This window comes from Chryseobacterium oncorhynchi (assembly GCF_002899895.1).
GTDB classification, from domain to species: domain Bacteria; phylum Bacteroidota; class Bacteroidia; order Flavobacteriales; family Weeksellaceae; genus Chryseobacterium; species Chryseobacterium oncorhynchi.
The window spans coordinates 231731-246914 of sequence record NZ_PPEI02000006.1 but is presented as its reverse complement, the minus strand read 5'-3'; the positions used below and the strand labels follow the sequence as shown (position 1 = coordinate 246914).

Below are 15184 nucleotides of genomic sequence, written 5' to 3'. Positions count from 1 at the left end.
GTTCTTTCGTAGTCTATTATGTTTACGCCTATCTAAAGGCTTTCTGCGCTACTGAATGTACTCTCGTTTTCAGTGGGGCAAAGATAGAAACTTATACCACAACTCGCAAACTTATTTAACATAAAATTCACATCCTGTTCATATTTTACCTTAAGACACTGGAACGCAGAGAGAAAAATTTTAAACAAATGTTTGGGAGAACAGAAAGCTGGAGTAAGAAATGGGGATAGGGAGGATAAATGGGGATGTTTGCTGTCATTATATAGAGGATAGGTAATGGAAGATATATCTATATAGTATATAAGGAGGGTGGTAATAACCTCTCTCCTACTTTGTCAGGATATCGTTTTAATATTTTAGATGGGGGCTAAAGCACGTCTCTAGTGGATGGTGATAGGCAGGACATTCACTTCCTCTCTTTATATATATGACTACATTCCTAGCCCTGATAGAAACGGTTACCCCACAGCTTGCCTTGGAGAGGCAGTGCCCCATGGTTTTGGAAAGCGTTGGCGCGAGGAGTAAAAGTGGAGAGCAGGAAAAAGCTCCTAATAGATATGATTACTGGAAAATACCTTAGCACAGAAAGTCGGAGCTGTTGTGTTATATATGGTAAATAAAAAAATTCCGTAAGAATCCTAAATAGGGGATCCTTACGGAATTTTTATAAATGAGATCATATTTTCTGTCTCAAGACCTATATATTGTCTGCAAGTCCGAAAAAAGAGACTATATAGTTATTGATTATCGTTGTTCTTTATAAATAGCGCTTAAAAACTCGGCATAAGATTTCTCTAAACCAACAACATCTCCTGATTTAAGGTTCAAACCTCCTACTCCGGAAGTATCCGGTTTAATTTTTAAGGATGAAATCTGGAAATACAAATTTTCATCGTTAGTCTTAGGCTGCACTTTTATGGTTGAGCCTAAAAGCTTTTTAGTAGAGATTGTATAAACTTCTCCAGGAATAATTTTTAATTTAAAAAAAGAGCGAGGTGATAAAGTATAGTCTTTTCTATTCACATTTATTTTCTGATCTTTCTCTGAGGATGCAAATATATACATTGCTCCATTCTGACCAGCTAATTTCTCTTTTGGAGTATAATATAAGGCTACCTTATAATTAGAAGCATTAAATTCCTGGGGTGAACCATCAATATTTTCAAAAGGTTTTATAGCAAAAGTATTAGCACCAATTTCTTTTGCTTTTTTATATACCATTGAAAATACCATTGCATCATCCTTTGAAAACCCCTGAACTTCTACTTCACCTAAGTAGATTGCCTCTGTCTCAGCTGTATCTTTTTTATACAAAAACTTATCTGAATTATCATTTGTCTTTTCAACTTTAGTCAGATAAACATTTTGTGCACTCCAAAGTTGGGTACACAATACGGAAAAGATGATAGCTATATTCTTCATATTATTGTTGTGAAAGAACATCAACACATTCTTCAAGGCTATGCTCCCAATGTCTTGGTTCTATTTTATAGGTTTCTTCTATTTTATCCAATGACATGGTGCTTCTTACAGGTCTTTTAGCGGGTGTTGGATATTGTTCAGTTGTCAAAGGGTTTAATTTTATTGAAGATTTTGAAAATTCAGCAATTTTTTTGGCGAATTCAAACCAAGTTGTTTCGGGATAGTTTGAGAAATGGAATATTCCGAAAGTTTTATTGGGTGTTTCAATAATCTTCATGATTGCCTCGGCAAGATCATTGGCATTGGTAGGCTGACCAAACTGATCTGCTACGATTCCTAATTCTTCTTTTTGAGAGAATAAGTTCAACATGGTTTTAACGAAATTCTTATTAAACTCTGAATAAAGCCAAGAAGTTCTTAGAATAATCGTCTTCGGATTAATTTCCAATGCTAGTTCCTCACCTTTCCTCTTTGATTCTCCGTAAGCTCCTATTGGATTTGTAAAATCATCTTCTGAGTAAGCCAGATTTGTATCTCCATCGAAAACATAGTCTGTAGAGACGTGGATCAGAATAGATTTAAAGTCTGTACAGGCTTGAGCAAGATTGGCTACTCCGTCTGCATTTACAGCAAATGCTTTTTCTCTTTCTTTTTCTGCCAAATCTACTGCCGTATATGCAGAAGCATTGATACAGTAGTCTGGTTTGTTATCATAGAAAAAATCGTTTACCTGGTCTTCGTTCGTAATATCAAGGGTTGTAGAGTCTGTAAATAAGAACTCGTATTGGTTTTCAAAATCGGGTGCTATTTTCCTGATACAGTTTCCTAACTGACCGTTGCTGCCTATTACTGCAATTTTTTTCATATACTATTAATTTTTAAATAATCAAAAAGTTTTTATAAAGATATCAATTAAGAATTTTTTGCATTTTGAGATCTTAAAAACTTCACTCTTGACTGGAAGTCTTTTTGAGCCAAGTCCACATAAAATTTGTGGAATGTTTCTTTTATGTCTTCCGGATGTATTTCTGATTTTCTGGTTTTCAAGTTAAAGTAAATAACGGTTACCCAAAGTACAGCATGAACTGTTTTTTCATCTAAGCTTTTCATCAGAATTTCAACTTTTGCTGTTCTATCCTGTATTTCGATAGTCTTGCTACTGATTACTACTTGGGTATTGTATCTTACTTCTTTCAGATAGGCAATTTCATTTTGAATTGCAATCCATGTACAGCCTGTCTGTTTGGTATATTCTTCATAGGTAAAACCGTAAAATGTCTCTACATGATCTTCTCTGGCATTGAACATATAGTCAAGATATTTCACATTGTTCAGATGTCCGATTGGATCACAATCACTAAACCTAACCTTTACCGTAGTTGATACTTCTTTTTCCATTCCGCAAAAATAAAAAAACCGCCTCTAAAAGAGACGGTTGATTTTATAAATCTTTGTTAATTTGCTGAAATTATTGAATTCCTAATTCTTTTTTAACAGCTGCAGTAGCATCAGCTCCTGCTTTGTAAAGGAATGCTGGTGAATTTGCATCCATAATGTAGTCATAACCGTTAGCTTTTGCTACTTTTTCAACTGCATCGTTTAACTTTTTCTCAATAGGAGCGAAAGCTACTTCTTGTTTAGCTTGTAGATCTTTTTGAGCTTTGTCCTGCATTTGAGCAATTTCTTCCTGCATTTTTTGTAATTCTCCTTCTCTAGCTTTGTTTTCGTCTGCAGTTTTCTTTGGAGCTTCTTCGCTATACTGCTTTAATTTGGCTTGTCCAGCATCTGCTTTTTTCTTAATCTCAGCTTGCTTAGTATCTAAGAATGTTTTAAGGTCAGCATCTGCTTTTTTCTTTTCAGGCATTGCATTAAGAACTCCCAATACATCTAAAGTAGCCATTTTTTGAGCCTTTGCCATACCTACAGAAACAAACATCATCACTGCTGCAAATAATACACTTAATTTTTTCATAATTGGTAAATAAATAATTTAATTTGTTTTTAGATTTTAAATTTAAGTAAAAGTTAATTTAAAAAGTTACTTTTTACTTTTTGTATTAGTTTTATCTTTCTTATCTGTTCCTTTCAGTAAAATAGTCAATACTTTTTCTGTATAATCATATTTTCCTTGAAGAAAAATAACACTAATGTTATTGCTTTTATCAAGAACTATGCCCAATCCGTTTTTTTCGGACATTGTTTTAATTGCTCCCCAGATCTGATCCTGGAATGGCAAAACAAGGTTTGTTCTTAATTTTGTAATTTCACCATTGGCTCCAAAACGTAAGCTTGTAGTTGTTTTGATATTTTTATCAAGGTCTACAACTTCTTTTTCTCTAAGCTTTAATTGATCCCCTATCAATAACACTTTTTCACTTTCGAATGCCGCTTTTTTTCTTTCATATTCTGACTGCAAGTTCTGAAGTTCAGACTGCCAGGTATCAATTTGAGAATTTAATCTCGCTTCGGCTTCTTTATACTGAGGTAATTTATTTAAAATTTCATTAGTATCTACTACTCCTATTTTCTGGGCATTTGAAAACCCAAAAAGCAAAAGTAATACAAAAGTGATGGTTATTTTAAAGTTCTTCATATTAATAATTATAACGATTGGTTCATCAAGAAGTGGTTTCTCCATCCAGATGGATCTCCTGATAGAGTTTTATCAAATCCATAAGCGAAGTCAAATCCGATTAATCCGAATGCTCCCATATAAACTCTTACTCCGACCCCCACTGATCTTTTCAGCTGGAATGGGTTATAATTACCCCAAGAGTTCCAAACGTTACCTCCTTCTGCAAAAGTTAATGCATAAATTTTAGCAGTTTGGTTCAATGAAATCGGATATCTTAATTCTAGTGTAAATCTGTTATAGATTGTACCCCCTCCTTTTTGAGTAATATCTGTACCTTCTCCACCATATGTACTAGCATTCTCATATCCTCTCAATGGAATTAGCTCTCTACCGTCATATCTACCTCCGAATAATCCTGTACCTCCTACATAGAATCTTTCAAATGGCGGTGCACCAAGGTTTTTGTTGTAACCATCCATGAATCCCATTTCAGCAGAAGATCTTAATACCAATTTTCCGATGATTTCGTTATATACATCAGCCTTGAACTTAATTTTGTAGAATTCCATCCACTTATACTTATCAACAGGCTTCATTGTAGAGTAATCTTTATTGCTAAACAATGAGTATGGTGGCGTTAACTTCGCAGAAAGTTCAATATTGGAACCCATTGTAGGGAAGATAGGGTCTATCCCGGCAGAGTTTCTACTTAAACCTAAATTGATACTGAAGTTATTTGCATTTCCATAGTATTCTGTAGTTTCCCCAAACTGGAATGGGTAATTGTTAAAGTCATACTTCTGGAACTGTACTCCTGTATATAGGGAGAAATAATCATCCGGCCAGTTCAATAGTCTGTTTAAACCTACTGATGCGGAGAATATATTTAGTTTCTGGGATCCCCCAAGTCCGTCGCTGTATTTTACTCTTGAGTTATTCAAACTTACAGAAAGTGCGGTTGGTCTTGTACCGAACAACCAAGGTTCAGTAAATGATACTCCGTAATTCTGGAAATATTGTCCTGCTTGTACTTGAATAGAGAAAGTTTGCCCATCTCCCTGTGGTACTGGTTTAAAGTCCTTAAACTTAAGGAAGTTTCTCAATGAGAAGTTATTAAACGTTAACCCCAAGGTTCCGATGAAGCTGTTTCCTCCATATCCAGCCTGAAGCTGAACCTGAGAAGATCCTTTTTCTACCAGTTTCCAGTTGATATCTACAGTATTATCCTGTTGATTAGGCTGAATATCCTGTCCGACCTGTTGTGGATCGAAGAATGACATACCTGCCAAATCAAAATAAGTTCTTTTGATTTCTGTCTTTTTGAAAAGCTCACCCGGTTTTGTTCTTAAAGCTCTAAGAACTACGTGGTCATGGGTAGTTGTATTCCCCTGCCATGTTACTTTATTCCAAGTTGCTTGTTCTCCTTCGTTAATTCTAACTTCAAGGTTTACCGCATCTCCTGAAACTGATTTTTCAACCGGTGTTACATTGGAGAAAAGGTAACCATTATTCATGTATACAGACTTGATATCGGAATCATCTTCTTTACCACCGTCTTCTCCAACTTTTTTATTAAATCCTACTGCATCGTAAATATCCCCTTTCTTATATCCCAGCAATCTCTGTAGATATTCTGTAGAGTATACAGTATTACCTGTAAATGTGACATCTCCAATGTAATACTTTTTACCTTCGCTAAGCTTTACATTGATCTCATAATTATTTTTTTTATTTCTCCATACAGAGTCAGAAACTATTTTCGCGTCTCTATACCCTAAGGAGTTATAATAATTAACCAAGCTCTGCTTATCTTCCTGATATTTATCTTCAATGAATTTTGAAGACTTCAAGATTCCACCGATTCCGAAACGTCTTTGTTTTGTTTCTTTAAAAGCCTTATTTCTAAGCTTTCTATCGGTTACACTTGTGTTGCCTTCAAATTCAATATGATCAATTTTGATCTTTCTTCCTTTGTCTACATTAATGGTCCAATCTACCAAAGAAGGATCTCCGGCATTGATTTTATCCTCGATACTGATTTTTGCATCAGCAAAACCTTTCTTAATATAGTCTTTTGGAATATTTGTCTTAAGACTTGAAACGAGGTTTTGAGTAATCTTTGTTCCTGGCTTCAGATTGTTGTCTTTAGCTAGTTTTTCGTTTTTAGATTTCCCTATTCCTTTGCCCTTGAATTTTACTTCTCCAAGTTCCTTCAGGTCCTGAAGATAGAATTTAAGAACGACTGTCTGTCCTTCAATACTTTGAACGTATACTTCCACTTCAGAAAAAGATTGGGTATCCCAAAGCTTTTTAACAGCATTACTGATCTTCTGTCCTGGAATGTCTACGCTTTCTCCTTTAGATAAGCCTGTAAATCTTAAGATCTGAGCTGGTGTATATTTTTTTACCCCATCTACAACGATGTCTTTAAGTGTATAAGTGCCTACCTCATTTTCTGTGTGTACAGCATTACTTACTTTGGTGCTGTCCTGTGGAGTTACTTGTCCATAAAAATGCGCAGAAGCAGCAAACATAATGATGGGTAATAGTCTAAACTTCATTTTATCGAGTCTTTCTTTTCTTTTAAATTTATTGGCCTTGTATCTGCTCTCCGGTTAATCCGTATCTTCTTTCCTTATTTTGATAATCTACAATACATTGAAAGAAAATATCTTTGGTGAAATCCGGCCATAGAACATTTAAAAATTGCAATTCAGCATAAGCAATCTGCCAAAGGAGGAAGTTACTTATCCTGATTTCGCCACTTGTTCTGATCAGTAAATCTACTGGAGGAAAATTCTTGGTATAGAGATAATCTTCGAATAGTTTTTCATCAATACTCTCTACGTCTACTTTTCCTTCTTTTACATCAGAACTTATATTTTTTACGGCTTCCAATATTTCATTTTGTGAGCCATAGCTTATCGCTAATACAAGGTTTCCTTTTGTGTTTTCTTTTGTAAGATCTACCACACGCAACAACTGCTCTTTTACTAAAGTGGGCAGTTTATTCAGGTTTCCTATTACATGCATTCTTAACCCTTTGCTAAAGATCTCTTCTGCTTCCAGCAGTAAAGTTTCTACAAGCAAATTCATAAGGGTGCTCACTTCTTCAGCCGGACGACTCCAGTTTTCTGAAGAGAACGTATAAAGTGTTAAATAAGGAATATTAACCTCATTACATGCATTAATAGCATTTCTTACAGCATTAATGGCATTTTTGTGACCGAAGGTTCTGTCTTCGCCACGAGATTTTGCCCATCTTCCATTGCCATCCATAATGATGGCTACGTGTTTTGGTAAATTCTCAGAATTTATTTTATTTTTAATCAACGACATATTAATCACAATAACATGGAGGTCTTCCAAATGAGAAAGTCAGTCCTAAACTGAATGTATTCATCCAGTCATTGGATCTGTCATCTCCAATATTTCTCTTTTTAATAAACTCTTCTTCTCTTTCTTTAGCAACAGCATAATAATTACCTGACTGCAATAGGGAACCCCCTGTAGCAGGATCTAAGATATCGGCATTAAATGAATTTTTCACATCACTTGAAAGTATTTTACTATGATCAAGCTGATCTGTTAATGTATATCTAAAGGTTGCTTCTGCAAATATAGCCCAAGTATGGTTAAATTTGTACTTTAATCCTACACCAAAAGGGATATGCATGGTAACTTTTTTTCCTAACGTGTATTCGGTTGTTGTTTTAAAATCCATTTCATTGATTGGAGCTAAGGCCACACCATCTGCATCTCTTCTGAAATCATTCATAAGATTTGCTTTAGGTGCATCAAACATTAAGGCACCTACACCTCCAAAAATATATGGGCTTACCATACTTATCTGTTCGTTATTTATAGGGAAAAAGTTATATTCAAACATTAAACTTGCCTCATACACGTTATTTTTACCGTATGAGTTCCTATTTCTTCTATATTCTTCTTTTGCAGCTTTATCACTAAACTGAATTTGGTTGTATCCTAAATCCAATCTAATAGTTTGATGCGGGTTAAAATTAAATCTATATAATATTCCTCCATAAAATGGGATACCCCAATCCGACATTCTATTTAAATCCAACGGCTTTTGTAAAATATAATTTGTCCTTCCTACATCTCCCACTAGGTTACTCATACCTAGACGAACTCCCAATTCGTTTCTTTGAGCTTTAACACTCACCACTCCAAGGAAGGCAAGGAAGCTAAACAATAATTTTTTATTCATAAAAGAATATGGATTTATGGTTATTTTAAAATTTAATTTTTGCAAATATAAAACATTTTTATATTAATGATAATCTTAATGTTTAGTTAAAAATAAACAAAAAAACATAATTTGTTATAAAGTAAACGGCAAAGTGGCAAAAATATTCTTTTTTTCATAGAATGAAAAAAAATAAAGTATAAAAAAACCCCCATCAAATGAGGGTTTAAGGCTCTATTTTTTATTAAACATTCTCTGCATCCTATTCCGTATTCTGATTAACAGTGGTTCTTTGTAATTCTTATCTTCATCAAAATAGCCATATCCATAACCATATCCGTAACCATATCCATAGCCATATCCCTGCTTCGTCGCATAATCATTATAAATAAGTCCTAAATGCTCGATCTCATTATTATGATATTTCTCTGTGATCATTCTCAGCATATACTTTTCAGTATACTCGTGGCGAACAATGTAAATATTTGCATCAGAATATTTCATTAGTTCATAGGAATCTGCCACTAATCCAACTGGTGGGGAATCTATGATAATAAAGTCATAGATTTCTCTCAGCTTTTCTATAAACTTAATATTTCTTTGGCTCATTAATAACTCTGACGGGTTAGGTGGGATAGGCCCTGAAGTTGCAACATCAAGATTTGGAATATTAGTCTTATTCACAATCTGGTCAATATCCACTTCTCCTGTAAGGTAGTTTGAGATACCATATTTATTATCAATTTTGAAATCACCAAAGATTTTAGGTTTTCTAAGGTCCATTCCTAATAGGATTGTTTTTTTGTCACTTAATCCTAATACAGATGCAAGGTTGATGGATACATAGGTTTTTCCTTCACCTCCTACGGAAGATGTTATCAGGATTACCTTACCTTTTTCACTTTCATTGGTCATTAGGAATCTAACGCTCGCTCTTATTCCTCTAAAGGCTTCTGAAACAGATGATTTTGGTTGTTCCAAAACTGTCAGCATATTTTCATTACTATTGTTTCCGATCACTCCAAGAAGTGGAATTTTTGTTGCGCTTAGTAATTCTTTAATATTTCTGATCTTATTATCAAGCAGTTCACCAATTAGAATAAATAATATAGGAAGCAATAGCATTCCGAATATTATTCCAGCCTTTGTTGTTTTAACGTTCGGGCTTATAGGCCCTTGTCCTAAATTCTTGGCTGGGTCAATCACACTAATATCAGACTGGTTTGTTGCTACATTAAGCTGTGCTTCATTCTGTCTATTTAAAAGACTATTGTATGTAGCTTCAATCATATTATAGCCTCTTTCTGCATCAAGATATTTTCTTTCCTTTTCAGGATAGGTTGTCAAATCTGAATTTGCACCAGAAACTTCACGATCAATTCTGTTGATCTCATCATAATATTTAGTGTAATACCCTTTTAAGCTATTGAAAGATCCCGTTCTAGCTTCATTAATAAGCCTGTTCACTTCTTTCATTGGTTCAGAAGTTGGCTTGTAGATTGATGCCAATTCTGATCTTTTTGTATATAAAGCCTTAAGTTCGCTTACAGAGGCAGAAAACATTCCATCTTCAAAGCCTGCCGCATTGGTAGCAATCATTTTATCAAAGTTCTGAGACTGAAGTGTATTTTTAATATTATTCAGAGAACTTATTTTACTTACAAGATCTGCTTTTTTGGCTTCAAGGTCTTTTATTTTTTCCAGAGATTTTTCATCTCTGTCTTTAATATTGTATAGTTTCTCTGATGTTTTCAGATAGTTTAAGACAACGGCAGCTGAATCAAGTTTCTTACGAATATCGTTTAGATTATTTTGTAGATAAGCTGTTGTATTTTTATTAACAATGTTTTTATCCTCCAGTCTCTTTTTTTGAAGTTCGGTAACTGACTTATTAAGAAAGTTTACAGTACTGTTAAGATTGTATCCTTTCTTGGTGATTACCATAATGGTACTAATCTCTTTGTCAAAATTTACAGCTATGGTTGATACAATATCGGTAACACTTTGGTTAATTGGACTTAGATTAATAATAATATTATCCTGTTTAATATTGGGTGTAACCGGATTTTGAACTAGCTTGAATCTTAGATTGGGAGAGTTATACCATTCGTTAACTTTTACGATCTTATTTCCTGGTCTATTGTAAGGGGTAATATTCTGAAACCCCTCTGTTTCATAGCTATACAGGCTTGTAGACTGACCTTCTTTCGGAAGAACAACTTCATAGGATCCATTACCTTTTGGAACCAATGTAATCGGATAGTTAACCTGCTGAAGATGTTTTTTGTCAACTTCGAAAAAAACGGGAGAATCATCTTTATCTAAATAAGTAGATTTGATAAGACCCTTGGTAGAATAGTTCACAAAAAGATTTAATTCTTTAACCAGAAATTCATTGTGTGATCTTGAAAAAAGCATTTTCTTCAGGTAAACCCCATCCTGGTTTCCTCCCTGCCCCCAGATGAAGTTGATTGACTGATTGGGGCTAAAATAACTTGATGTATTATTGGATATACTCAAAGATAGCTCTGAAGAGTATACATTCTGGGCATAGTATTTACTGTATACCCAAGAAATGGCATAGCCTATAATAAACATATAAACAAACCAATACCAATTTTTAAGTATTCTTCTTAAAAAATGTTCAATATCAAACAATGCAAAAGACCCATACTTTTCTTTTGGGGCTTCGCTCTTTCCTACTTGAGTTTCTTTTCCTGGAATCATGGATTAAAGTCTTTGTAGGATTGTATATAAAGTTAATGCCGTCGTAATCGCTGTTACACCCGTCAATAAAGTCTGTATAGGATCTTTTCCGAATCCGTTCAAGCTTTTCTTTCTGGTATTAAGATAGATTTCGTCACCATTCTGGATATAGTAGTAAGGAGAATTCATCAGATCTTCGCGGGTAAGATCTATTTTAGCTATTTTGATTCCTTCCGGAAGCTTTCTGTGAATAACAACATCTTTTTTGTCGATAGTTCTGTTCAAACCTCCGTTGATGGCTAATGCCTCAGTAATGGTAAGAGTATTTTTGTGTGCTACTTTTTCACCTGAAAGACCTGTTGATTCCACATCACCAAGGATATAATAAGTGATTCCGTCTGTATTTAATCTTACTTCAGATTTTCCTTCTTGGAAGTTTTCGTTTACTTTGCCTTGTATTTCCTTTGTGATATCATCAAGCGTTCTTCCATCAGCCTTGATGTATCCTATTCCGAATACATTAATATCGCCATTGGAATCCACTTTCAAACCATTAAAATAGAAATTGACATTCCCTCCTGCACCTGATCCGCCACCTGCACCTCCTGAAGTAGCACTATTTACTGCTCCACCGCCTGATCCTCCAGAAGTATTCAGGGAAGAATAAAACTGTGCAGCATCTCCTTTGGGAGTGGTAACAATATTAAGGTTAAGGATGTCATTTTTTGTAATTCTGTAGATAGGAATATTGTAGGGAACAAGACCTTCTTCGTTAATTACAAGACTTTCACTTGGCTGCAAATATCTTACATCTTTTGTAGTGATGCACGAGGTAACCAGGAAAGGTAATAATATTAAAAATAAATACTTAAAGTTCTTCATCATATTTGAATATTGGTTACAAAAGTAATATTTAATTTTTGTTATTTCTTAATCGATATATCAAATCCGGCAAATAAGCCCCCAGAAAACCTAATGAAACAATGATCACTAATAATAGATTCACGTTAATATGTCTCAAATAATAGGCTACCGCTACAATCATTAAATAATAAACGATAATATAGAATGTAGACCTTCTGTGAGTAAGATCAAGCTTTAACAGCTTGTGATGGATATGATTCTTGTCGGCATCAAAAGGAGATTTTTTATTGTAAAGTCTTACAAAAATCACATTCAATGTATCTACAATAGGTAAAATAAGAATTGCCACTGCCACAACAGGAGCCGACTGCAAGTGATACCTTGGCACATCAATAAGCTTTTTATCAATGAAAATATCAATAAAACAAATGGAAGTAAAAGCTAAAAGAAAGCCTAATAGCATGGAACCTGTATCTCCCATGAATACCTTATTGGTTCTATAATTCGAAAGATTATAATATAAGAATGCTAAAACAGTTCCAATGATAACCACAGACAGAACAACCAACGGATAGTTATATTCTCCCAGTCTATAATAGCTTATTCCAAACAGTGCGCTACAGATCACGGAATATCCGCCTGCAAGCCCATCAATCCCATCAATAAGATTGAATGCATTAATCAGAATAATGAAAGTAATAATACTGAATAGGACACTCACAAGATAGCTAAGTTCATAGACCCCGAAGATTCCAAATAAGCTTCTGATTCTGATATCTGAACCAATTACAACTAATGAGGATACAAGAATCTGCGCCACAAGTTTTTTATATGCCCTCATGACTACAATATCATCCATTACACCTATATACAGCAGTATAATTAATGATGCAAAAAGAAATTTATAGAGATCAAATAGCTCGTAGGCAAAAATAGAGGCACATATCCCAATTGAATAAAACATGGCAATACCACCTAGGTTAGGAATTTTTCTGAGATGTGAACTTCTAACTCCCGGCTCATCCATAAGGTTCTTTCTTCTGGAGATCTTTACAATAGTAGGTATGGAGAAAAAAGTAATTAAAAAGGAGAACAAGAAACCTAATCCTATTTTTATATAGAAAATAGGTATCCCCGATCCGCTTAAGAACAATTCAAAATTTTTCATTCTTTTTCTTATCCAGTACACATTGTCCTTTCAATTAGAACCAATGATGCAAACATGTGCTTCATTTCATGTTCTACTGTCCGAAACAATAGTACTTACATTTGTGTTTATATCAATTTTCTTATCAACTTTTTCTGTCCGGCAAAAAATAACAGATAAAAAATCTTTTTTTTCACCGGCAAAGATAAAAGATAATTCTTACCAAAACGACTATAGCTCAATATATCTTGAATTTTTATTTGTCTTTCTTTCATAAAAACAGCCAGTTTATCAGACATTTTGTAAAACATCTCTTCATTTTTCACAAACGCCAAATATGCCAGAAAAGAATAAACTCCTTCAAAGATCTGAAAGTTCTTCAATTCTTTTTTTTTATTGGAATATCTGGATCCGCTGAACTCATTTTCTACATCCTGCACCGCTTTCAATATGTCAAGCCCCTTTTCCGTATGCGTCTTTGTAATAGAATCGGTACGTTCAAGGTATTGGTAATGAAAACTCTGAGTCTGTGCAATGATCTCACATTCCAATAAAAGCTGTGGAATGAGTTGAATATCTTCAAAATGAGCTCCCTTTTTAAATCTTTTATATTTAAAAAGTTCTTTTCTAAATAATTTATTACAAGCAAAATAGCTGATATCCGAAAAAACAGAAAAATGATCTTCAAGATTAATTTTTTCCTGCATATTGGGTAATTGAGTCAGCTTTTGGGTTATCTGCCCATTTTCATCTACTTTCTGAATATTGCAGATGATCATTTTTGCCTGATGTTTTTCTGCCAGCAATAGCATTTCTTCAAACATGGTTTCTGTTACATAGTCATCACTATCCACAAAACCAATATAATCTCCTGTTGCCCGCTCAATACCAAAGTTCCTCGCATCACTCAACCCTCCGTTTTCCTTGGTAAAAGCCTTTATTTTCTCCGGATATTTAAGTGCAAAGCTCTTGATAATTTCCGCAGATTTATCTTTGCTCCCGTCATCTACTACAAGAATCTCAATATTTTGGTAGCTCTGATTCACTAGGGAATCAAGACATTTTGTCAAATAGTTTTCAACATTATAAACGGGAACAATAATGGAGACTCTTGAAGGAACGTTCGTCATATATTAAAATTTCATCAGTCTTGCATTCAGCCAGCCTTTCTTGGCTTCATCAAAATCTTTTCTTGAACAAGGAATGCAATTTTCTATATTTTCATCATCGCCAAAATACCACAAATTACTGAAAGTATCACGCTTAAAAGCAAATTGTCTGTCATCTATTAAAACATAGAATAATTCATAGTGTCTTTCCTTGGGATGCGATCTCTGAATATTGATTCCCTCAATGAGATACCAGAGCATTTGGGCCAATAGCTGATGATTCAACTGGTTCTCTGAGTAAATATTATAATTAAAAATCCCTACAGATTTCAGATTTTCGCTTAGTCCTATTTCTTTCATATAAGCACAAACTTCTCTCCTGTTTAGTCCGTTAACCTGTGGGTTTACTGAAAAAGGCTCACTGAAGCTTTCTATCGCATCACAGTTTACCGTAACCAGATCTGCTTTTCTGAAGAAAGGCTCTGTTTTTTCTGTAGAATTCATCATTTCAGCCAAACGGATGATATCAAATTCCACTTCTTTAATCAGCCTTACAGAATCCATTTCATTTAAATGTTTCTGATATCCTAGATGGTGATAGTTTTTAATAGAAAAAGTCTTGGCACCAAAAATCTTGCTTAGAAAAGTGTGTTCGTTAATATCTTCTCCCTGTTTAAGAGAGATAATATTGCTGACTTGGGTATAATTGAGACTTTTTTGATGGAAGTTTATTGCAGAAAATAATGAGAAAGCAAAATCATTAGAACCACCGATAATTACCGGAAGTGCTCTTTTGTAATGGCATGCGGATAAAACTTCCTGCAAAATATAATGGGTATCCTGAACAGACTTTCCTGAAACCAAATCGCCAAGGTCTACAATCGGAATTTCAAAATCCAACTGTGCAAGCTTGTAAAATTCCTTTCTAACTGCTGTAAAATCCTGTACTTCTGCATCTCCGCCAGCTCCTCTGTAATCTGACACAAATAAAAGAACGATACTATCTTCTTTTATATCCTTTGTGATCCGACTTCCAATCTGCCAGCTTTCTGTTTTGAAATTTCTTGGTGAAATGATAAAGTCTTCAAAATCCATATTTTAATTTAAGAATGTGCTATTTTATTAATTTCTTGATATAACAAACATACAAA

At 34.2% G+C, this 15184-nt stretch carries 13 protein-coding genes; all 13 read right to left on the bottom strand.

The features are described from left to right. Positions 1–744 precede the first annotated feature (744 nt). Complete coding sequence (locus C1638_RS18975; RefSeq protein ID WP_109623531.1) at positions 745–1422, bottom strand: hypothetical protein; 678 nt, start codon at positions 1420–1422, stop codon at positions 745–747. Position 1423: 1 nt separating this feature from the next. Continuing rightward, entirely contained in the window at positions 1424–2287 is an 864-nt protein-coding gene (gene rfbD / locus C1638_RS18970) for a dTDP-4-dehydrorhamnose reductase (protein ID WP_109623519.1), read from the bottom strand. Positions 2288–2334: 47 nt separating this feature from the next. Then, entirely contained in the window at positions 2335–2820 is a 486-nt protein-coding gene (locus C1638_RS18965; RefSeq protein ID WP_109623518.1) for an acyl-CoA thioesterase, read from the bottom strand. Between the two features lie 70 nt (positions 2821–2890). Then, the gene (locus C1638_RS18960; protein ID WP_109623517.1) at positions 2891–3394 is read right to left on the bottom strand and encodes an OmpH/Skp family outer membrane protein; all 504 of its coding nucleotides are present in this window, start codon (positions 3392–3394) and stop codon (positions 2891–2893) included. A gap of 66 nt (positions 3395–3460) precedes the next feature. Beyond that, positions 3461–4015, bottom strand: coding sequence for an OmpH/Skp family outer membrane protein (locus C1638_RS18955; RefSeq protein WP_109623530.1), 555 nt, complete (start codon positions 4013–4015; stop codon positions 3461–3463). An 8-nt stretch (positions 4016–4023) separates the two neighbouring features. Continuing rightward, complete coding sequence (locus C1638_RS18950; RefSeq protein ID WP_109623516.1) at positions 4024–6558, bottom strand: BamA/OMP85 family outer membrane protein; 2535 nt, start codon at positions 6556–6558, stop codon at positions 4024–4026. 28 nt (positions 6559–6586) lie between these two features. After that, complete coding sequence (gene uppS / locus C1638_RS18945; protein WP_109623515.1) at positions 6587–7336, bottom strand: polyprenyl diphosphate synthase; 750 nt, start codon at positions 7334–7336, stop codon at positions 6587–6589. A gap of 1 nt (position 7337) precedes the next feature. Next, a complete protein-coding gene (porG, locus tag C1638_RS18940; protein ID WP_109623514.1) occupies positions 7338–8228 on the bottom strand; it encodes a type IX secretion system protein PorG in 891 nt (296 codons plus the stop codon). A 213-nt stretch (positions 8229–8441) separates the two neighbouring features. Further along, entirely contained in the window at positions 8442–10934 is a 2493-nt protein-coding gene (locus tag C1638_RS18935; protein ID WP_109623513.1) for an exopolysaccharide transport family protein, read from the bottom strand. A 3-nt stretch (positions 10935–10937) separates the two neighbouring features. Then, a complete protein-coding gene (locus tag C1638_RS18930; protein WP_109623512.1) occupies positions 10938–11798 on the bottom strand; it encodes a polysaccharide biosynthesis/export family protein in 861 nt (286 codons plus the stop codon). A gap of 28 nt (positions 11799–11826) precedes the next feature. Next, on the bottom strand, positions 11827–12945 hold the full coding sequence (locus C1638_RS18925) for a glycosyltransferase family 4 protein (protein WP_109623529.1): 1119 nt from the start codon (positions 12943–12945) through the stop codon (positions 11827–11829). A gap of 107 nt (positions 12946–13052) precedes the next feature. Further along, positions 13053–14054, bottom strand: coding sequence for a glycosyltransferase family 2 protein (locus tag C1638_RS18920; protein ID WP_109623511.1), 1002 nt, complete (start codon positions 14052–14054; stop codon positions 13053–13055). Between the two features lie 3 nt (positions 14055–14057). Further along, positions 14058–15128, bottom strand: a complete 1071-nt coding sequence (locus tag C1638_RS18915; protein ID WP_109623510.1) for a formimidoylglutamase — start codon at positions 15126–15128, stop codon at positions 14058–14060. Positions 15129–15184: the final 56 nt, after the last annotated feature.

Coding starts and splice junctions, on each gene's coding strand:
- C1638_RS18960 (WP_109623517.1), bottom strand. CDS start 3,394: ATGAAAAAATTAAGTGTATTATTTGCAGCAGTGATGATGTTTGTTTCT.
- C1638_RS18930 (WP_109623512.1), bottom strand. CDS start 11,798: ATGATGAAGAACTTTAAGTATTTATTTTTAATATTATTACCTTTCCTG.
- rfbD (WP_109623519.1), bottom strand. CDS start 2,287: ATGAAAAAAATTGCAGTAATAGGCAGCAACGGTCAGTTAGGAAACTGT.
- porG (WP_109623514.1), bottom strand. CDS start 8,228: ATGAATAAAAAATTATTGTTTAGCTTCCTTGCCTTCCTTGGAGTGGTG.
- C1638_RS18975 (WP_109623531.1), bottom strand. CDS start 1,422: ATGAAGAATATAGCTATCATCTTTTCCGTATTGTGTACCCAACTTTGG.
- C1638_RS18935 (WP_109623513.1), bottom strand. CDS start 10,934: ATGATTCCAGGAAAAGAAACTCAAGTAGGAAAGAGCGAAGCCCCAAAA.
- uppS (WP_109623515.1), bottom strand. CDS start 7,336: ATGTCGTTGATTAAAAATAAAATAAATTCTGAGAATTTACCAAAACAC.
- C1638_RS18950 (WP_109623516.1), bottom strand. CDS start 6,558: ATGAAGTTTAGACTATTACCCATCATTATGTTTGCTGCTTCTGCGCAT.
- C1638_RS18925 (WP_109623529.1), bottom strand. CDS start 12,945: ATGAAAAATTTTGAATTGTTCTTAAGCGGATCGGGGATACCTATTTTC.
- C1638_RS18955 (WP_109623530.1), bottom strand. CDS start 4,015: ATGAAGAACTTTAAAATAACCATCACTTTTGTATTACTTTTGCTTTTT.
- C1638_RS18965 (WP_109623518.1), bottom strand. CDS start 2,820: ATGGAAAAAGAAGTATCAACTACGGTAAAGGTTAGGTTTAGTGATTGT.
- C1638_RS18920 (WP_109623511.1), bottom strand. CDS start 14,054: ATGACGAACGTTCCTTCAAGAGTCTCCATTATTGTTCCCGTTTATAAT.
- C1638_RS18915 (WP_109623510.1), bottom strand. CDS start 15,128: ATGGATTTTGAAGACTTTATCATTTCACCAAGAAATTTCAAAACAGAA.